The organism is Marinomonas pontica (genome assembly GCF_026191375.1).
Lineage (GTDB): Bacteria > Pseudomonadota > Gammaproteobacteria > Pseudomonadales > Marinomonadaceae > Marinomonas > Marinomonas pontica.
Map to the genome: position 1 here is coordinate 16558 of NZ_JAODTL010000022.1, position 20515 is coordinate 37072.

The following is a 20515-nucleotide window of genomic DNA, read 5'->3' on the forward strand; positions in this document are numbered from 1 at the left end:
ATGCGCTGATGGCGTGTGGTCATGGGGCGGATGCGTTGGGTTTTGTTTTTTATGAAAAAAGTCCACGCTATATTGCACCCGAAAAAGCCAACGCTATCGTCGCTCAATTGCCCCCGTTTGTAACACCCGTGGCGTTATTTGTTGATGCTGAAGCGTCCCTAATCGATTCGGTGATTGCGGGAAGTTCTCGTTGGGTCATTCAATTTCATGGAGATGAGTCTGAGCAAGAGTGTCTTTCCTACCAGCGGCCCTATATTAAAGCCTTGAGGGTGCGGGATGGGGATGATGTTGCCTTTCTTTTTACCCAATACCCAAGTGCCAGTGCAATGTTGTTGGATGCCTTTAAAGAAGGTGTGCCTGGCGGAACAGGTGAAGTGTTTAATTGGTCGTTAATACCTGATGAATTGTCCAAACCTATTGTGTTGGCAGGTGGGTTAACGCCCAATAATGTGAATCAAGCGATAGCGCAAGTTTCTCCTTATGCGGTGGATGTAAGTGGGGAGTTGAGTTGTCTAAAGGCCTTAAGAGTGAATCTAAGGTGAAAGAGTTTATACGTGGAGCAAAACGTGGATAAAAATATTGATTTCGATTTACCTGACTCCCATGGGCGATTTGGCCAATACGGCGGCATTTTTGTTTCAGAAACATTGATGTCTGCCTTAGAAGACTTGGCAGAGATGTACGAGCGTTTATCCAAAGACAGTGCTTTTCAGGCCGCTTTTGATCATGACTTGGCGCATTATGTTGGTCGCCCATCTCCGCTTTATTTTGCTGAGCGTCTTACTGAAAAAGCGGGTGGAGCAAAAATTTATTTGAAGCGTGAGGATCTGAATCACACTGGCGCTCATAAAATAAACAATACAATTGGCCAGGCGCTTCTCGCGAAGCACATGGGCAAGCCTAATATCATTGCTGAAACGGGTGCCGGACAGCACGGTGTTGCTTCGGCAACCGTGGCGGCTCGATTGGGTTTAAAATGTAAGGTATTCATGGGGGCGGAAGACATTCGTCGTCAATCATTGAATGTCTATCGAATGAAATTATTGGGTGCAGAAGTGATTCCTGTTGAGTCTGGTACCAAGACGTTAAAAGATGCACTTAATGAGGCAATGCGTTATTGGGTTGGTAATGTCGATGATACTTTTTATATCATTGGTACGGCCGCAGGTCCTCACCCTTATCCAAAACTCGTTCGAGACTTTCAGGCGGTAATTGGTCGTGAAACCAAAGCGCAATGTTTAGAGCAAGAAGGTCGTTTGCCTGATGCTGTCGTGGCGTGTGTGGGTGGTGGCTCTAATGCCATCGGAATGTTTCACCCATTTATAAAAGACGAAAGCGTTGCTATGTATGGTGTTGAAGCAGGGGGCGATGGTATTGAAACGGGTCGACACGCAGCGCCTCTTAGTGCGGGGCGTCCAGGTGTGCTGCATGGTAACCGTACATATGTAATGGCAGATGATGATGGTCAAATTATTGGCACGCATTCCATTTCAGCCGGTCTTGATTATCCGGGTGTTGGTCCTGAACATGCGTGGCTTAAAGACGTTGGTCGCGCGCATTATGTTGCGATTAATGATGATGAAGCAATGGATGGTTTTAGAGACCTGACCCGCTTGGAAGGAATTATGCCCGCGCTTGAGTCAAGTCATGCAGTTGCTTACGGCATGAAGCTGGCTGCGACAATGGATAAAGATAAGATTGTCGTGATCAATCTTTCTGGTCGAGGTGATAAAGATATCCTTACCGTTGCAGAATTGGATGGAATAGAAGTATGAGTCGCATTAAACAATGTTTTGAAAATTTAGAAAAGTCTGGTAAAAAGGCGCTCATTCCGTATATTACCGCGGGCGACCCAAGTCCAGACTTTACCGTGACGATGATGAATTCTTTGGTTAATGCTGGCGCTGATGTGATTGAAATCGGCATGCCTTTTTCTGATCCGATGGCCGATGGTCCGGTGATACAGTTGGCGTGCGAACGTAGCTTGGCGGCGGGTACTAATATTAAAAAAGTACTGCAAATCATTACGGAGTTTAGGCAGACAAATACGCAAACCCCTGTGGTCTTGATGGGATATTTGAACCCTATTGAGTTTTTTGGTTATCAAGCGTTTGCAAATGCCGCAAAAAATGCCGGCGTGGATGGTGTTTTATTAGTAGATCTGACTCCAGAAGAGGCGACAGATGTAGTAGAATGCTTCCGAGAAAATGAGATTGATCTTATTTATTTGCTGTCACCGACGACAACCCCTGAACGTGCTAAGAAAATTTGTGACTTGGCGACAGGTTATGTGTATTACGTTTCTGTTAAAGGTGTGACCGGATCGGCCGAGTTAGATGTTAATAGTGTAAAAAATCACGTTGATTCATTGCGTGCGATTACTTCTTTACCAATTGGCGTAGGTTTTGGTATCCGTGATGCAAAAACGGCGGCAGCCGTAAGCAAATGCGCGGATGGTGTGATTGTGGGCAGTGTTTTAGTAAACGCTATCGCTGAAAATAAAGATCGTCAAAAAGAATATATAGCTGACGCTTTAGAGGCCATTTTATTACCAATGCGTAATGAAATGGACGCTTAAGCGGCAGCAAACGAGAAATATGGAGAAATAAATGAGCAGCTGGTTAGATAAATTTGTCCCTTCAATTGTGCGCAGCGAATCAAAGCGCGCTGCATCGGGTTCTGTTCCTGAAGGGCTTTGGAAAAAATGTCCAAAATGTGAAAACGTTTTATATCGTCCAGAGTTAGAGAAGAATCTAGATGTGTGCCCTAAATGCAATCATCATCTTCGTGTTAGTGCTCGTCGTCGTTTAGACATCTTCTTAGACAAAGAAGGCCGTCATGAAATTGGTGCTCATCTTGAGCCAGAAGATAAATTGAAGTTTAAAGACTCAAAACGTTATAAAGACCGAATTGCAGACGCCCAGAAAGCAACTGGTGAAAAAGACGCATTAGTCGCTATGCAAGGTGTCTTGAATGGCATGCCAGTGGTTGCTGTGGCGTTTGAATTTAGCTTCTTGGGTGGCTCGATGGGAGCGATTGTTGGCGAACGTTTTATTCAAGCCGTTAATGTGTGTTTAGAAAAGCGTATTCCATTGATTTGTTTTTCTGCCAGTGGTGGTGCGCGTATGCAAGAAGCATTGATTTCATTGATGCAGATGGCGAAGACAAGTGCTGGACTTGAGCGTATGAAGCAAGAAGGTATTCCATACATTTCGGTTATGACTGACCCTGTGTTTGGTGGTGTATCGGCTTCCTTGGCAATGTTGGGAGATTTGAACGTTGCCGAGCCAAACGCGTTGATCGGTTTTGCTGGCCCTCGTGTTATTGAGCAAACAGTGCGTGAAAAATTACCTGAAGGCTTTCAGCGCAGTGAGTTCTTGCTAGACAAAGGCGCGCTAGACATGATTATTAAGCGCGAAGAAATGCGTGATCGCCTATTTAATATTTTGTCTTTGCTTACCCATAAGGTTGCGTAATTAGATGACGCATACGTCATTAGCGAGCTGGCTTTCGTATATCGAAAGTCAGCACCCCTCTGAAATAGAGTTAGGTCTAGAAAGAGGGAATACTGTATTAGCTCGACTGAATCTATCTAGGCCTAAACATAAGGTTATTACGGTTGCCGGTACCAATGGTAAAGGCTCCACATGTGCCATGTTGACCCAATATCTGTGTGCTCAGGGCTATTCTGTCGGCACCTATACTTCCCCACATTTTCTGCATTTCAATGAGCGTATTGCTCTCAATGATTCGCCTTGTGACGACGATATGTTGTGTCGTGCTTTTGATGCTATAGAAACGGCACGTGAAGGCATTGCGTTAACCTATTTCGAATTCAGTACGTTGGCAGCTTTGTGGATATTTGATCAATCGAAACTGGATTACTGGGTTCTGGAAGTGGGGTTGGGCGGTCGTTTGGATTCGGTCAATATGGTCGATACGGATGTGGCTGTAGTGACTTCAATCGCATTGGATCACATGGATTGGCTCGGTGATAATTTAGACGTTATTGCACGGGAAAAAACAGGCATTGCAAGAAAAGACAAACTACTGATTAGCGGCGTCGTGAATCCACCCTCTACTATTGCCAGTACTGCTCAGGAAATTGGGGCTATATTACGACAAAAAGGCGAAGATTTTCATTTTAGTCGTAATGGCGGTGTTTGGTCTTGGTTGGGTGAGGATGTTCAATATGACAATTTGCCTGTGCCTGCGTTGCCATTGCAAAACGCTGCAACTGTCGTTGCCGTTTTAGCTTATATGGGGTTCACGCCAACACAGGCCGATTTGTCTACGTTATTTGCAAACGCACAGTTGACGGGGCGCTTTCAGCAGGTGGCTTCTTCGCCAGATGTGTATATTGATGTTGCCCATAATCCTGAGGCGGCTGTGGAGTTGTCTTTACGCCTAAGTGAATTGCCAACCAAACCCATCGCCGTGTGCGGTATGTTGAAAGACAAAGACATAGATGCTGTCATGGATCATCTCTCGGGTAGTTTTTCACGTTGGTTTTGTTGTGACTTACCGGGCCCAAGAGGCGCCAAAGCCAGTGAATTGATAAAATCTATTTCTCAACAGTCCCATAAATCGTCATTGGAAGAATATTCGTTTCAGTCTGTTCGTGAAGCGTTCGCGGCAGCGCTTGCTCAGGCGAGAGTAGAACACTGTCCGGTGATTGTGTTTGGGTCCTTTGTAACTGTCTCGGAGTATTTGGCGCTTAGCCAATTGAAAGAGTGATTTATGATAGATAGAGCCGTAACGTATAGGCTGATTGGCGCGGGGATTATGGTCTTATCTTCAGCCATTGTGTTGCCACTGATTTTGGATGGTGAACGGCCGGCTGAGCTGGACATGCAAGTCCAAGTCACTGCGCCTCCGGTTTTTCCAGTGATTGAAATTTCTCCCGTACAGCCTGCGGATAGTGTATCCAATGAGCCCGTTGCCGAGATTGAGGGCAGTGAAGACGACATTCGTTTGATTCCACTGCCTAAACCGTCACAAGATGTGAAGATCATTAGCAAGCCGGAGCCCGCTGCTAAGGCGGGGCCCAAGACGCCATCAGAAAAGCTTGCACCGACTGTCGTTGCAGATCGCTGGACTCTTCAAATAGCTACTTTCAAAAGTAAAGACAACGCGAAGCGTCTGGTCGAAAAACTTAAAAACGCCAATTACGATGCTTACAGTTTAACCACTAACTCACTCTATAAAGTGTATGTGGGACCGGAACTGAAACGAGAAGTGTCGGATAAAATGCGTGATGACATCAAAAAGGAATTTAGGTTGAACGGTATTGTTGTGAAATATTCGGTGAATTAGTTCATTGATGTGTGGCGCAGTATTTGGAAAAAGTTAGGCATCTGTTAAACTCCGCAGCGATTTTTAGAGGTACTCATGGAGCAGGTAAGTTCAATGTCAACGGTTGACTGGTTAATTATTGCAGTAGTGGTTCTTTCGACTCTTTTGAGTTTAAAGAGAGGGTTTGTAAAAGAAGTTTTATCGTTACTTACTTGGGTAATCGCTTTTGTGGTTTCGGTAAAGTTTTCAGATCAGATGCAGTCTCTGTTAATGGATCAAGTACAGAACGACCAGATTCGTTATATCGTTTCTTTTGTGTCTCTTTTCATCGCTTCGTTAGTGGTGGGGGCGCTGGTAAGTTTTCTACTGGGGTCGCTTATTCAAGTGACGGGCTTGTCGAGTACAGACAGAGTATTAGGGATGTTATTTGGTTTTGCTCGCGGAGGCTTAGTTGTTGTGGCTTTTGTTTCTTTGTTGAGCTTAAGTCCAGCGGTTGAACAAACTGAATTTTGGAAAACGTCACAATTGATTCCTCAATTAGGGCAATTGAATGATTGGACGCGTGATATGTTAGGCAAGAGCTCGGATCTTATGGATTCGACTCTCATAGATCGCGCCCTAGGTAATTAGTTGCTTATATAGCAACCAAAAATAGATTTAAAAATTTGCGACGTTTGTCGCAATTCCCCAACACGAGGATCTAGAACATGTGTGGTATCGTTGGTGTCGTAGGCACGTCGGTGGTTAACCAAGCAATTTTTGATGCGTTAACGCTTCTTCAGCATCGTGGGCAAGATGCTGCAGGTATGGTGACTAGCCATAATGGACGGTTATGTTTACGTAAAGACAATGGTCCGGTGAGTGAGGTGTTTCGTACTCGCCATATGAAAAAACTACACGGTAACATTGGAATAGGGCATGTTCGTTACCCAACAGCAGGTACGTCCAGTTCTGCAGAAGCTCAACCTTTCTATGTTAATTCTCCATACGGTATTTCGCTTGCTCACAATGGTAATTTAACCAATACCGCTAAGTTGAAGCAGGAAGTATTTGAATCTGATTTGCGTCATATAAATACCACGTCGGATTCAGAAGTTTTGGTTAACGTGTTAGCTCACGAACTTCACGAAGAAGGTAAGTTGGTTCCGACACCGGAAGATATTTTTAATGCGCTTGAGCGTGTGTATAAACGTATCGAAGGGGGTTACGCGGTGGTTACCCTGATCACTGGTTATGGTATTTTGGCCTTCCGTGATCCTGATGGTATTCGTCCTTTGATTTACGGTTCTCGTCAAACAGATTCTGGCGTTGAGTACATGGTGGCGTCTGAGAGTGTGGCATTGGATGCGGCAGGCTTTAAAATCGAGCGTGACATCCAGCCTGGTGAGGCAATCTTTTTTGACCTAAACCATAACGTCCATGTTCGTCAGTGCACGCCGAAAAAAGTGGCGCGCCCTTGTTTATTTGAATATGTGTACTTTGCTCGTCCAGATACCGTGATTGACAGTATTTCTGTGTACAAAGCGCGTATCAATATGGGTGATCGTCTTGCTGAGAAAATTCAGCGCGAATGGAAAGATCATGACATTGATGTGGTGATTCCTATTCCTGACACGAGTCGAACGGCAGCTTTGCAAATAGCGCAAGCTCTGAATATTCCTTTCCGTGAAGGCTTGGTCAAAAACCGTTATATTGGTCGCACCTTTATCATGCCGGGCCAGGCTATTCGTAAGAAGTCTGTTCGTCAGAAATTGAACCCTGTGCCTTTCGAGTTCAAAGATAAAACGGTATTGCTTGTTGATGACTCCATTGTTCGTGGAACCACGAGTAAAGAAATCATCGAAATGGCAAGAGAGGCCGGTGCGAAGAAAGTATACATTGCATCAGCGGCGCCAGAAGTTCGATACCCAAATGTTTACGGTATTGATATGCCTGCGGCAAAAGAGTTGATTGCGCATAATCGAAATGTGGATGAAATTTGTGAGTTAATCGGCGCGGACAAATTAATATTTCAAGATTTACAGGATCTGATCGAAGCGTGTATTGATGAGAAACACTCTGATGTTCGTGAATTCGATACGTCTGTGTTTGATGCAAAATACATTGCAGGTAATATTGATGAAGCCTACTTGGCTGGCATTGAAGGCGCGCGCAATGATATGAATAAAGCGTCAGTTGAAGACATGCAAAGCAGCGATATGATGCACCCAATGTAATATTGGAAACTTGCAGTGACGGATTACACTAAGCCAGGTCACACCTGGCTTAGTTGTTTTTAGGGTAGATTTTAGTAACGGGCTTGGAGTGAAGAAATGTCTGATTATAAAGACGCGACGAATGCGATTCGTGCAGGTATTCGACAAACACAAGAACAAGAAAACAGTGAAGCTATTTTTATGACCTCAAGCTTTGCCTATGGCAGTGCTGAAGAGGCGGCCGGAAAATTTTCCGGTGAAGAAGACGGTAACGTGTATTCGCGTTTTACCAACCCGACTGTTGAATTATTTGAAAAACGCCTAGCGACTTTAGAAAAAGGCGAAGCGGCTATCGCAACAAGTTCCGGAATGGCGGCTTTGATGACGCTGGCGTACAGCTTACTAAGCGCGGGTGATCGTGTTGTTTGTTCTCGTAATATCTTTGGATCAACCGTGAAATTCTTTAACACCTATACTACGAAGTTTGGTGTTGAGGTGGTGTATGTCGATGCCACCGACTATGCGGCGTGGGAAGAAGCCATTAATGATAAAACTCGCCTTTGTTATTTCGAAACACCGTCTAACCCATTGTATGAAGTGGTTGATGTGGCCCGAGTGGCGGAATTAGCGCATGCCAAAGAGGCGTTGTTGTGTGTGGATACCGTGCTAGCAACCCCCGCTTTGCAAAACCCACTAACGCAAGGTGCAGACATTGTAATGCAATCTGCGACCAAATTTATTGATGGTCAAGGGCGTTGTTTGGGTGGTGCTTTGATAGCGAGCCAAGATATTGTGAATGTGTTTACCGCCTTTATGCGTAGTGCCGGTCCATGCATGAGCCCATTTAACGCTTGGGTATTGCTAAATGGCCTTGAGACTTTGTCGCTAAGAATGACCGCGCACTCAGCAAATGCACTTAAGTTGGCTGAGTTTTTAGAGGCACACCCTAAAGTATTGAAAGTGAATTACGGCGGATTGCCAAGTCATAAGTACCATGAGCTTGCTAAGCGTCAGCAAAAAGACTTCGGTGGTCTATTGTCGTTTGAAGTGGAAGGTGGGCGTCAGGCTGCTTGGTCAGTAATCAATGCCGCTAAGTTAATGTCGATTACAGGGAACCTCGGAGATACGAAAACCTTGGTGACGCATCCTGCAACAACGACACACGGACGCTTAACCGATGAAGAAAAAGCCAAAGCGGGTATTGCTGAAGGGCTTATTCGTGTGTCAGTTGGTTTAGAAGACATTGAAGACATTATTGCTGATGTTGACAGTGCATTGGCTCAGTTGCCTTAAATTATCGTTCATTGCTAACTGTCATAGAGACTAAAAAAGCAGACTTAGAATGCACTAAGTCTGCTTTTTTTGTCTGCTTTTTTTACGTAAAAGTTGATAAGAAAGGAAGACAATTAGGGTTGCTCTCCTTTGGTGTCTACTGTGCTTTTAGGTGGTTCGTCCTGAGCTTGGGCTTCGAATGCTTGCGACTCAATAGCTTGAGATTCCAGCGCTTGCAATTGTTTTCGCTCTTTTCGTCGATAACCCAATACTAACAAACACGGGGTTAGGATTAGAGTTAATGGCGTAGCGAAGGTTAATCCGCCAGCAATGGCGGTAGACAGTTGAGTCCACCATTGTGCTGACGGAGCACCAATACTAAATGACTGGTGTACAAGGTCGATGTTTAGCTGAAAAACCATAGGAACCAACCCCAAGATGGTCGTAATAGTAGTCAGCATTACCGGCCTTAAGCGTTGAACACCAGTTCTAATGGCGGCTTCACGGACTAACATGCCTTGTTTTCGAAGGCCGTTGAATGTGTCTATCAAGACAATATTGTTGTTGACGACTATCCCTGCTAGGGCGATTACACCAACCCCACTCATGACGACCCCAAAGGGTTGTCCCTTGGCCATTAGGCCAATTAATACGCCCATGGTAGAGAAAATCACCGCACTTAGGATCAACAAGCATTGGAAGAAATTATTAAACTGGGTAACCAAAATAATGGCCATAATGAAGAACGCCACGCCAAATGCCTTCATTAAGAACATCATCGATTTTTGTTGTTCTTCCGTATTGCCTCGGAATTCATAACTCACCGATTTGTCCATACCAGACGCATCCAGTTTTGCCTTAATCGTCTTGATGACTTCATCTACCACTAGTCCGTCTTTTACGTCTGCATCAATTTTGATGGTTTTTTTGCCATCTGTTCGATTAATAACGCCTTGCTTCGGTGCGGCATAACGATGAATAAAGTTACTCGCTGGAATGCTGCCTTGGTTAGTGGGGATTTGCAGTTGATCTAATTGATCCAAGTTACGCTGGTTAACGGGATAACGTAAGACGATATCAATCTTATCGTCTGCACCTTCAGGTAGGAAATCACTCAATGTGATGCCTGTGGTAACCAGTTTGATTACATTACCAAGGCTGTTCACATCGACACCATAGCGGCTCGCTTCTGCGCGATTGATATCAATTCGCCATTCGATACCCGCCAAAGAGCGGTCATCGCTTACGGTAACGATTTCGTCTCTTTGCAGTAGCTGTTTGGTGATTTCATCGGCAGCCTGATTGAGGGCGGCTGAATAATTTGAACTCAATTGCAACTGTATGTCGGCACCCGATTGTGGGCCGCCTTGTTCTTTTTCAGCGCTGACTTCGATACCTGGAATTTGTTTGGTTCGCTCACGAATTCTATCCAAAATGACACTGGCCGACTCGCGTTTGTACCAATCGATAAACTCCATACTGATGGAGCCAATGCTGTCTGGTGCCGCGTTGTTGCTTGGTGTTGCATAAGATGTAGAGACAACGCTTTTTAGCTCTCTTGTGCCAATAACTTGTTGTTCGACCAGTTGCACTAAAGCGTCTTTCTCTTCAAGGGATAGGTCGCCACGGGCGCGGATATCCAAATTAGCGGATTCGGGTTCAATATTCGGGAAAAATTCCACGCCTTTGCCGAATTTACCATAGCTAATGAAAATGCTGATCAACAGGGTGATGGTAAACAGCAAAACCCAAACAGGTCGTTCGACCAAGCGAGTCAGTAATCTCCCGTACATACCTGTTGGGCCAGTTAATTCGCGAAGGTCACCCGTTTCAGTAATGCGCAAGGCGTGCATGGTTTTGTCGCTGTACGCGCCTTTTTTACCAATAATGGAGCCGATCGTAGGCAACACGATCAGCGCCATAACTAAGGAAGAAGACAGGGTGGCAATGATGGTGATGGGCATGAATTGCATGAATTCGCCCACGATGTCAGGCCAAAATAGCAATGGCATGAAAACAGCGAGGGTGGTGGCTGTTGAAGCCGTTATTGGCCATGCCATACGTTTTGCCGCTTCACTGTAGGCTTGTCGTTTAGACGCGCCTTCCGCTAACTTTCTGTCGGCGTATTCGGTTACGACAATGGCACCATCGACGAGCATGCCCACGCTGAGTATCAGTGCAAATAGCACCACCATGTTGATGGTGTAGCCTTGTAGGTCAAGGATCAGGATGCCAGAAAGGAACGCGCCAGGAATTGCCAATCCCACTAAGATGGCACTGCGAACCCCAAGCGCCCAAACAATAACGATCATAACCAATAAGGTAGCCGCTAAGACGTTGTTAAATAGGTCGTTGAGAGATGTTTCAATATCAATGGATTTGTCGCCAGTGAGATTGTATTCGACACCATTCGGCCATTGTTCGCTTTCGCTCTTAACAACGGCTTTGATGGCTTCAATGGTTTCGATGATGTTTACACCGACGCGTTTTGAGGCCGCGAGTGTAATGCTGCGTTTGCCTTCTACACGGGCGTAACTGCTAGGGTCTTCAAAGGTTAACTCTCCCGTTGCAATGTCTCCCAGCAAAACGACTTGGTCGCCATCGGCTTTGATGGGTAGGTTTAGGATGTCTTCTTTGGTTTTCAGTAGACCGGGAACTTTTAGTGAGAATCGACCTGCGCCAGTATCTAAGTTGCCTGCGGCAACAAGGCGGTTATTTCCTGATACAAAGTTGGCAACGTCATTTAAAGAAAGGTTATAAGACTCAAGTTGTTCGGGACGAATAATGATTTGGGCTTGTTGGTCTCTGTCACCACTTATTTTAGCTTCTAATACACCGTCGATGGCTTCAATGGAGTCTTGTAGATTCTTGGCGGTTCTGCTGAGTGTACCAAAATCGACATTGCCGGATAAATTGACACGAATGACAGGGAAGGTCGATAAATTGATTTCTGTTACCGTCGGTTCGTCGGCGTCGTCAGGCAATTCACTTTTAGCGCGGTCGACTTTGTCTTTGGTGTCGCTGATTGCTTGGTCAATATCCACGCCAGATTCAAACTCTAGCATGATGGACGCATGACCTTCGGAAGCGGTTGACTTGAGTTCTTTTAATCCCTCAAGGCCTTTGAGTTCTTTTTCTAACGGGTGAGCCAATAAGCTGTCTGCGTCTTCCGGTGAAATGCCTTCTAAGGATACGGACACATAAGCCATGGGAATGGTAATGTCCGGATCGCTTTCTTTGGCTATTTCGATATAAGAAACCGTTCCCATAATCAGTATGAGAACAAAAAACATCATGACAGTTCGAGAGCGCGCTAAGGCTGCCTCAATTAACGTTTGCATAGTGGGCCCCCTTAGTTTTGATAGTGTGCGTCAACAAGATCGCCAGCCGACACAAAACCTTGTCCGACGGTGATGATGTTTACATTATCAGGCAGGCCCACCACCCAAACTTGATCCCGTTCAGACTTCACAATTTCCACCGGCGTAATCGTCACCGTATTGTCAATACTGATGGTTTTAATGGCGGTTCTGCCGGTGTCGTCTAGCGTTAACAATGCAGGAGACAAAGCATGGGCTTTTTGTTCATCCACAATGAAATCGACCGCCGCGGTAAGCCCTGCTGAAATTTTGTTATCGGGGTTGTCAATTTGCATCTCAACGCTGATGGTGCGGCTGGATTCGTTGGCTGTAGTGCTAACATAAGACACAAAGCCTTCCGCTTCGTAGCCGGATTCCAAGCGAATATTGCCGGGCGTGCCAACAGCAATCTGATGGATTTTATTTTGCGGGATGTCCACTCGAACTTTAATGGGGTTGAGTGAAACCAGAGTACCAACCGTTGCGCCATTCGACAGAACTTGGCCAGTTTGTACGTCTAATGTATTTAAAATGCCGGAAAAAGGCGCTGTTAGCGTAGCGTTTTCTAAATCAACCATTAACGCACTTTGCGTGGCTTTCGCAGACGCTAGATCGGTTTCGGCCTGAGCCAAGTTCACTTTTGAAGATAGATTAGTGCTATTGAGCTTTTTGATGCCATCTAGCTCAAGCTGTCGTTGTTTGACCAAGAGAGTGGCTTGCTCAATTTGTAATTTCAGTGTTCGGGTGTCAATTTGTAGAATCGGTTGGCCTTTTTTGACAAAGAGGCCTTTTTCAATGGGGAGCTTGGTGATTCGTCCTTGGTAGCTGTTGACCAGAGTGAGCGTCTCATCGGCTAAGGTTTTACCGCTCAATGGCAAATGCATTTCAATACGCTTTGGTGTGAGCGTTTTGGCTTGTACAGAATAGGCCAATTTACTCTCTGTTGAATGCGAAGAAGCGGTGTTTTCTGTAGGTTGGCTTTCTGTTGGACTGACGGTAACGCCATTACCACCGGCAAGCATCCAGCCGACCGTTGCGGTTGCTACGACAACGGCTGTGATTGGGCCTAACTTATTTTTTAACGCCATTTAACGCTCCAAGCTATTGAAAAGTTATTGTTATGTAAGCCTTAGTATATTCGCAAATAATAAGGAAGAAAGAGGTATTCTATAATATCTGAACAATTGGTCATGATGTTAATTGTTCGATTCCAGTATTAAAGAAGCAAATACCATTCTGAATAAAATATTCCTTTTCTTTTTATTCAGAATGGTATTTGCTGAACCTTCGCTTAGAAGAATGATACTATACGGCCACAAAATTTTTACTTTATATGGATAGATATGAGTCTATTGTCGTTAGAACAGATCAGTGTTGCTTTTGGGCATAATCCACTGCTGTCAAAAATCAGTTTTTCAGCAGAAGCTGGAGAGCGTGTTGCCATTATCGGTCGTAACGGTGCTGGTAAATCTACATTATTAAAAGTCATCTCTGGTGAGCAAGTTGCTGATGAAGGGGTCGTGCGTTTAGAAGGTGGCATGACCATCGGGCAGTTACCACAAGAATTGCCTGACGCAAATGACAAAACCGTGCGAGAGGTGGTCAGTGAAGGTGCGGGTGAAGCGCACTCTCTTATGACTCGTTATTTCAAATTATTAGAAGATTTCGAGAATGATCACGCCAACGAGCTGAGTGATATTCAGACTGAATTGGATCGCATTCAGGGTTGGGATTTAGAGCAACGTGTGAACCACATGATTCAGCGTTTGGCTTTGCCTGCTGATAAGCTGATGTCTGAACTTTCTGGTGGTTGGCGTCGTCGTGTTATTTTGGCGCAAGCGTTGATTTCTAATCCAGATGTTTTGCTATTAGACGAGCCGACGAACCATTTGGACGTGCCAACCATCGAATGGATGGAGCAACAGCTTCAGCAATTCCGTGGTTTGATTTTGTTCATTACCCATGACCGTCGTTTCCTAGAAAAATTGGCTAACCGCATTATTGAACTTGATCGTGGCAATCTTATTTCCTTCAGCGGCAACATCACGGCTTTCCTTGCTTTTAAAGAGAAAATGCTTGAAGAAGAAGAGCGCGCAAACGCCTTGTTCGATAAACGCCTTGCTGAAGAAGAAGTGTGGATTCGTCAGGGCATTAAAGCACGTCGGACCCGCAACGAAGGGCGAGTGCGTGCTTTGAAAGCGTTGCGAGAAGAACGATCTCAGCGTATTAATCGTCAAGGTAATGCCAAAATGGCGATTGAGACCAAAGATAAATCTGGTAAATTGGTTGCCGAATTTACGCAAGTTGGTCACTCTTTTGAAGATAAAGTCATCCTACAGCCGATGGACTTTATGGTGAATCGTGGCGATCGTATTGGTCTGATTGGTCCAAATGGTTGTGGTAAAAGTACCTTCCTAAAAATTCTATTAGGCGATCTAGAGCCTGAAACCGGCACAGTGCGTCAAGGCACCAAGCTTGATGTCGCCTATTTCGATCAGCTGCGTGAGCAACTTGACCCAGAACAAACGGTTGCGGAAAACGTGGGTGAGGGCAAAGACGTTATCGAAATCAATGGTCAGAACAAACATGTTATTGGCTACCTTGGAGACTTCCTTTTCCCACCTGAGCGTGCTCGTACGCCTGTAAAAGCCTTGTCTGGTGGTGAGCGAAATCGTGTGTTGCTAGCGAAGTTATTTACTCGCCCAGCCAACCTTTTGATCATGGATGAGCCAACCAACGACCTAGATGTTGAAACATTAGAGCTGCTTGAAGAACTTCTGATGAACTACCACGGCACATTGTTGTTGGTTAGCCATGATCGTGCTTTCCTAGATAACGTGGTTACCAGTGTGATTGCGTTTGAAGGCGAAGGTCGAGTCAAAGAATACGTTGGTGGCTATCAAGATTGGATCCGTCAAGGTGGTAAATTCCCAACAGAATCCACGTCACAAACGGACGACGCGCCAAGCAAAAAAGAAAAGGCCAAAGCGGAAGCCAAAAAAGTCGAAGAAGAGAAAAAATCTTCTGTGCAAGCTAAGCCAAAAGCCAAACTCAGTTATAAAATGCAGCGCGAATTTGACACTATGCCTGCGACCATTGCGAAGTTGGAAGAAGAGATCGCCGCATTGCATGTCACCACGAGCGCGCCAGAATTTTATACCGATGATGCGGATAAGGTTCAGAAAACTTTGGCAAAATTAGCGCATAAAGAAGAAGAGCTTGAAACAACCATGGAGCGTTGGTTAGAGCTTGAAGAGATGCAAAACGGGTAGATTATGACGAATAAAATTAAACCAGTTTCATTTATACCGCGCTTTTTTGGCGCTTTCGGTCAGTTCTTTAAATACATGGGGAGCGGCGACTATGCCGCTCGCTGTCAAACGGTGGATCAAGGCGAGCCATTTGCCTTCGAAGTCGAGCCGAAAGTCATTACAGAAGAAGTGGAAGTTATTCGTGAAATCGAAGTCGCTGCCCCTGTTTTGGACACGGTTAATGCTGACGGTGCGCATCAGTTATTGCAACTGTTGCAACAAGAAGCACGTTTTATCGATTTCATACAAGAAAGCATTGATGATTACAGCGATGCAGACGTAGGTGCGGCATCTCGCCAAATTCACGCTGGTTGTTCTAAAGTGCTCAAGCAACATTTTACCATTGATGTGGTGTCTCTTGACGTATTGAATACCGCGGCGGAAAGCAGCCGTGTTGAAGTGCCAGCCGGCTATGACGCTAAGCAAATTAAGCTTGAAGGTCGTGTTGAAGGCGATGGTCCTTATGCTGGCTCATTAATTCACCCAGGCTGGAAGGTAACAGAAACACGTTTACCAAAAGTAACCAATACAGAAAGTCTGAACATTTTGGCGCCAGCTGAAGTCGAGGTATAAATCCATGAGTCAATATTTCATTGGTATCGACTTGGGTACCACGCATTCTGCTGTCTATTTTTCTCCATCTAGCCAAACCGCAAGCGAACCTGATCAAGTAGGGCGCATTCAGCAATTGGCAATTCCGCAGTTTATTGCGGCTGGTCAAGTGGATGTTCGTCCTTTGCTTCCTTCCTTTGTGTATTTTCCTCACCAAAGCGAATTCCTAGAAAGTGATCTACAACTTCCTTGGGGCAAAGCAGGCGCTATCGTCGGACAGTTGGCTCGTGAGCTAGGAGCGAGATCTTCTGGCCGATTGGTACAAAGTGCTAAAAGCTGGTTATGCCATTCTCGCGTGAGTGCGGATGAAGCGGTATTACCTGTGGATGCGCTTGAAGAAGTAGAAAAAGTGTCTCCAGCCCAGGTGACAGAAACCTTATTAGCGCATTTGGTCAGTGCATGGAGCCATCAATTTCCTGATGCGCCCATTGCTGAGCAAACCCTTGTTATAACTGTGCCTGCGTCATTTGACCCAGCTGCGCGTGCCATTACCGAACAAGCCGCAGAAAAAGTTGGTTTGCGTGCACGTTTAATCGAAGAACCGTTAGCGGCGTTTTATGCTTGGCTGAGCGATCAGCCAAATTGGGCCGACAGCCTAGATGTTAACGAGCATATCTTGGTTGTCGACGTGGGCGGTGGTACAACAGATTTATCGTTAATCCAAGCGGTAGAGCAGGATGGAGCGCTTGGCCTTGAGCGTGTAGCGGTTGGTCGTCATATCTTGCTTGGCGGTGACAATATGGATTTGACGCTGACTTACCATTTGGCGGCTCAGCTAGCGCAAAACGGCACGAATCTTGAACCGTGGCAAATTAGCGGATTGACCCAAGCTTGCCGTGAAGCAAAAGAGCGTTTGTTAACCAATGCGGATTTAGAAGACATGAGCGTTGTTGTGCCAAGTCGAGGTCGCAGTTTATTTAATAACAGTATCAAAGCCACCCTGACACAAAGCGACGTTCAGCAACTTTTGATCGATGGTTTTTTTCCTCAAGTTCAACTCGGTGAGCAGGCTCAAAAAACGGCCCGCAGTGGTTTTAGTGCGATCAATTTGGATTACGAAGGTGATCCAGCGATCACTCGTCACATCAGCGAGTTCTTAGCTCAACACGATGTTAAGCCAAGTAAGATTTTGTTAAACGGCGGTGTGTTTAACGCCAATGTCATTCGCAGTACATTGGAAGCGCGATTGGCTAGTATGCTGGGTGGCCGTGAAATAACGATGCTGACACCATCACATTTGGATCACGCGGTGGCCAAAGGTGCAACGTATTATGCCCAGGTGCAAGCCGAAGGCGGTGTTAAAGTAAAAAGTGGACTAGCGGCAAACTACTACATTGGTGTTGCCAGCCCCATGCCGGCGATTCCTGGCATGGCTCCACCGGTTGATGCGATTTGTGTCGCGCCATTTGGTTTGGAGGAAGGTTCAGAAGAGCAAATGCTGCCGAATGAGTTTTCTCTTGTGGTTGGTGAAAGTGTGACATTCCGTTTCTTCCAATCACAACACAGTGATGTCGATTCGGTTGGTAAAGTCATTGCGTCATTTTCTGTTCCCCAGCTAAATGAATTGAATCCTTTATCGATTCGACTTGATGCCGGTCACTACCAAGCTGGCGACATGGTGCGAGTCTATCTGACGGCCCGTGTTACTGAATTGGGGCTGCTGCTGTTACAAGCACACGACACCCAATCGGATCTAAGTTGGACGATTGAGTTTCAAGTCAGGGAGTCTTAAACCATGGCGCAGACGGCTTTTCCTTCTACTTATCGCGTAGGCATTGATTTGGGGACAACCAACTGTGTTGTCTCTTATATTCAAGTATCAAATGATTCGAATGTCAATGCGCCAGAATTATTGCCGATTCCGCAAGTGATGGCGGATGGTTCTGTGCAAGAGTTCACGCATTTGCCCAGTGCTATTTATGTTTTGGCCTCCGATGAAGTGGGTAAAATCGATCCGGTTTTGCCTTGGCGTCATCATGATAAAGAGCGCATCGTGGGTGTTGGTGCGTTGGCATTAGGTCAGCGTCGAGCAGGGCAATTGATACAAAGCGCGAAAAGTTGGTTAAGCCATCGTCAGGTCGATAGGCGCTCGGCTATTTTGCCTTGGGCGAGTGAGTTCCCGAAAAAGCTCAGCCCTCTTGAGGCCAGCAAGGTTCTTTTATTACACATTAAGCAAAGCTGGAATCATCGTTTTGCCGATGCACCGCTAGAGTCACAATCCATCGCGTTAACCTTGCCAGCATCTTTTGATGAAGAGGCGCGAGCGTTAACTTTGGAAGCGGCGAAATTGGCGGGGTTGCAGGATTTATATCTGCTGGAAGAGCCACAGGCAGCTTGTTATCACTACATCAGTGATGACGAAAAACTCGCTGCATTAGCGGACAAAAAAATGCTTTTGGTTGTCGATATCGGCGGTGGCACCAGTGATTTTAGTTTGGTGGCGATCAAGCCCACGTCAGCTAAAAACAGCAGCGTATCCCTTAAGCGTGTTGCCGTAGGCGAACATTTATTGCTGGGTGGCGATAACCTAGATCAAGCCTTGGCGTTTCAGTTAGATCCAAAGCAAATTTCTGCTTTATCAGCCACGCGTTTAGCGGCCTTGGTTCAGCAAACTCGTCAGGCAAAAGAGACGTTGTTGGGAGAAGGCGCGCCAGACTCGTTAAGCATTACAGTACTTGGTGGTGGTAGTCGATTAATTGGTGGCTCGCAGAAATTTGATGTCTCCAGAGACGCCTTGTTAGAACAAATTCACAATGGCTTTTTCCCTTTGGTGAATCATGATAACAAGGTGCAAAACAGCGATTACGCTATGCACACCTTGGGCTTACCTTACGAATCAGATCCTGCTTTTACACGCCATTTAGCGGCGTTCCTGCAGCAGCATAAAACGGCAATTGAAGCAGCAACAGGCTCTCCTATGCCGGATGCGGTGTTGTTTAATGGTGGTCTGTTTAATAGTCCAGTGTTGAAGTCACGTCTGATAGAACAACTTAATGCTTGGTCTGCTGAACCGATTCTTGCTTGTACTGCGGACGAACCTAACGACGCGGTGGCCAAAGGTGCGGCCATGTATCTAAACGCTTTAGCAGGCGAAAGTGCGCGTATTGAAAGTGGTGTGGCGCATAGTTTGTATTTGAAACTTGGTGAAGATCAATTCGTTGGCATCTTGCCAAAGGACACCCTGAAAGGCGAAACCATTCACTTGGAACAAGAGTTCTTTGTGACTTTGGGTCAGCAAGTTCAGTTTCCTTTGTATCGATCCGACGACCATATCGATTGTGTCGTCGGTAAGGTACGCGATCAAAATGGGCTGCATTACATTTCCACCTTGATGACAGAACTAGACGGTTCCATCGAGTCGCAAGAAACGGCGGTAAGCCTATCGGTGCAAATGACCGAAGTGGGTGTGTTGCAAGTGGTGTTAAACGCCAATAATCAGAAAGACCAGTGGCGTTTGGATTTCTCGACCCATGAGGGTTCCTCACAAGAGAGTGAGCAAGCTGATGAAAGTGGTTTGCTGCATGCCAATATGGGGCAAGCTGAAGAGCATTTAGCTAAGTGTTTTTCCAGTGCGGGTCAAAAACAAAATCCTGACTTGGTTAAATCGCTTAAACAGGATTTGGACCAGCTGTTGGGCCATCGAGATAATTGGAATCTTGCCACGTCGCGGCGTTTGGTGGATAAACTGTTAAGTGTGAAATCAGGTCGAACAAAAAGTGCTCAGCATGAACGGCAATGGTTGCAGCTCATGGGTTATTGTTTGCGCCCAGGCTTTGGTGCTGAGGATGACTTAGCGCGAGTTCAGCAAGTAGTTAACATTACTAAAGCAGGCGTCCAGTTCGATACGGCACCCGTTTGGGGGCAGTATTGGACTTTGTATCGCCGAATTGCTGGTGGCTTATCGGTGGAACAACAAACGCATTTGTTTAAACAGTTTAGCCAGTACTATTCGCCAACAGGGCAGCGCTCTCGTGACAAGATGAAAGCGCTGACGACAAAATCCAGCGATGATCTGATCCGTCTAGTTGGTGCGTTAGAGAGTCTGTCTAACGAAGATAAAACCACTGCCATAGATTGGTTACTAAAGCGTTTGCAAAAAACGTCTGAGCCAGACACGGCTTGGTGGACAATAGGGCGCATCGCTTCTCGTCATCTTTTATCTGGCAAGCAAGCGCAAAGAATTGCTGAGGATCAGCTCTTTCCGATTCTAGAAACCGTTCTTAAGGAAGATTGGAAGAAGCGCAAACAAGCCGGATTGGCCGCGGTTTTGATGAGCCAAGTCAGCCTTGGTGAATCCGAAAAACTGGGCTTTTTACGTAAAAAAGTGGCGAACAAACTCAAAAAGGGCAAATGCCCAGCGCAATGGTTGGAACGGTTAGAAAGTCAAATTGAGATTAACAGTGATGAACTGAATGCCTTGGTCGGTGAAAGCTTACCTATCGGTTTGCGTTTATAAATTAACGCTTTATCA

Annotated in this window: 15 protein-coding genes; 13 read left to right on the top strand and 2 right to left on the bottom strand. The window is 45.8% G+C overall.

Going from position 1 to position 20515, the window contains the following annotated elements; genetic code table 11:
* The first annotated feature begins 8 nt into the window (after window positions 1–8).
* The 9 genes from N5P32_RS03140 to N5P32_RS03180 all read left to right on the top strand — a co-directional run bounded on the left by N5P32_RS03140 (window position 9) and on the right by N5P32_RS03180 (window position 8783).
* A complete protein-coding gene (locus tag N5P32_RS03140; protein ID WP_322783825.1) occupies window positions 9–542 on the top strand; it encodes a phosphoribosylanthranilate isomerase in 534 nt (177 codons plus the stop codon).
* 24 nt (window positions 543–566) lie between these two features.
* Complete coding sequence (gene trpB / locus N5P32_RS03145; protein ID WP_265727726.1) at window positions 567–1775, top strand: tryptophan synthase subunit beta; 1209 nt, start codon at window positions 567–569, stop codon at window positions 1773–1775.
* Window positions 1772–2578, top strand: a complete 807-nt coding sequence (gene trpA, locus N5P32_RS03150; protein WP_265727727.1) for a tryptophan synthase subunit alpha — start codon at window positions 1772–1774, stop codon at window positions 2576–2578. The genes trpB and trpA overlap by 4 nt, the downstream gene beginning before the upstream one ends.
* Before the next feature lie 31 nt (window positions 2579–2609).
* Window positions 2610–3476 (top strand): acetyl-CoA carboxylase, carboxyltransferase subunit beta, encoded by an 867-nt coding sequence (gene accD, locus N5P32_RS03155; protein ID WP_265727728.1) that lies wholly within the window; start codon window positions 2610–2612, stop codon window positions 3474–3476.
* A gap of 4 nt (window positions 3477–3480) precedes the next feature.
* Window positions 3481–4737: a bifunctional tetrahydrofolate synthase/dihydrofolate synthase gene (gene folC, locus N5P32_RS03160; RefSeq protein ID WP_265727729.1), complete on the top strand. Its 1257-nt coding sequence runs from the start codon at window positions 3481–3483 to the stop codon at window positions 4735–4737.
* Between the two features lie 3 nt (window positions 4738–4740).
* The gene (locus N5P32_RS03165; RefSeq protein WP_265727730.1) at window positions 4741–5316 is read left to right on the top strand and encodes an SPOR domain-containing protein; all 576 of its coding nucleotides are present in this window, start codon (window positions 4741–4743) and stop codon (window positions 5314–5316) included.
* A gap of 93 nt (window positions 5317–5409) precedes the next feature.
* Window positions 5410–5925 carry a CvpA family protein gene (locus N5P32_RS03170; protein WP_265727731.1) on the top strand — a complete coding sequence of 172 codons (516 nt, stop codon included), beginning with the start codon at window positions 5410–5412 and terminating at the stop codon, window positions 5923–5925.
* A 77-nt stretch (window positions 5926–6002) separates the two neighbouring features.
* A complete protein-coding gene (purF, locus tag N5P32_RS03175) occupies window positions 6003–7511 on the top strand; it encodes an amidophosphoribosyltransferase (protein WP_265727732.1) in 1509 nt (502 codons plus the stop codon).
* 96 nt (window positions 7512–7607) lie between these two features.
* Window positions 7608–8783 (top strand): O-succinylhomoserine sulfhydrylase, encoded by a 1176-nt coding sequence (locus tag N5P32_RS03180; protein ID WP_265727733.1) that lies wholly within the window; start codon window positions 7608–7610, stop codon window positions 8781–8783.
* A 113-nt stretch (window positions 8784–8896) separates the two neighbouring features.
* Here the strand turns inward: N5P32_RS03180 and N5P32_RS03185 are convergent, their stop codons facing one another.
* Together N5P32_RS03185 and N5P32_RS03190 are read right to left on the bottom strand one after the other, a co-directional pair.
* Complete coding sequence (locus tag N5P32_RS03185) at window positions 8897–12103, bottom strand: efflux RND transporter permease subunit (protein WP_265727734.1); 3207 nt, start codon at window positions 12101–12103, stop codon at window positions 8897–8899.
* Between the two features lie 11 nt (window positions 12104–12114).
* Window positions 12115–13209 carry an efflux RND transporter periplasmic adaptor subunit gene (locus N5P32_RS03190; RefSeq protein ID WP_265727735.1) on the bottom strand — a complete coding sequence of 365 codons (1095 nt, stop codon included), beginning with the start codon at window positions 13207–13209 and terminating at the stop codon, window positions 12115–12117.
* A 255-nt stretch (window positions 13210–13464) separates the two neighbouring features.
* Here N5P32_RS03190 and N5P32_RS03195 point away from each other — a divergent pair, with 255 nt between their 5' ends.
* Genes N5P32_RS03195 through N5P32_RS03210 form a run of 4 tightly spaced genes read left to right on the top strand, consistent with a single transcriptional unit; the run spans window position 13465 to window position 20500 of the window.
* The gene (locus N5P32_RS03195) at window positions 13465–15393 is read left to right on the top strand and encodes an ATP-binding cassette domain-containing protein (RefSeq protein WP_265727736.1); all 1929 of its coding nucleotides are present in this window, start codon (window positions 13465–13467) and stop codon (window positions 15391–15393) included.
* Window positions 15394–15396: 3 nt separating this feature from the next.
* The gene (locus N5P32_RS03200) at window positions 15397–16005 is read left to right on the top strand and encodes a DUF2760 domain-containing protein (RefSeq protein ID WP_265727737.1); all 609 of its coding nucleotides are present in this window, start codon (window positions 15397–15399) and stop codon (window positions 16003–16005) included.
* Between the two features lie 4 nt (window positions 16006–16009).
* Complete coding sequence (locus N5P32_RS03205; protein ID WP_265727738.1) at window positions 16010–17776, top strand: Hsp70 family protein; 1767 nt, start codon at window positions 16010–16012, stop codon at window positions 17774–17776.
* Between the two features lie 3 nt (window positions 17777–17779).
* A complete protein-coding gene (locus N5P32_RS03210) occupies window positions 17780–20500 on the top strand; it encodes a hsp70 family protein (RefSeq protein WP_265727739.1) in 2721 nt (906 codons plus the stop codon).
* Window positions 20501–20515: the final 15 nt, after the last annotated feature.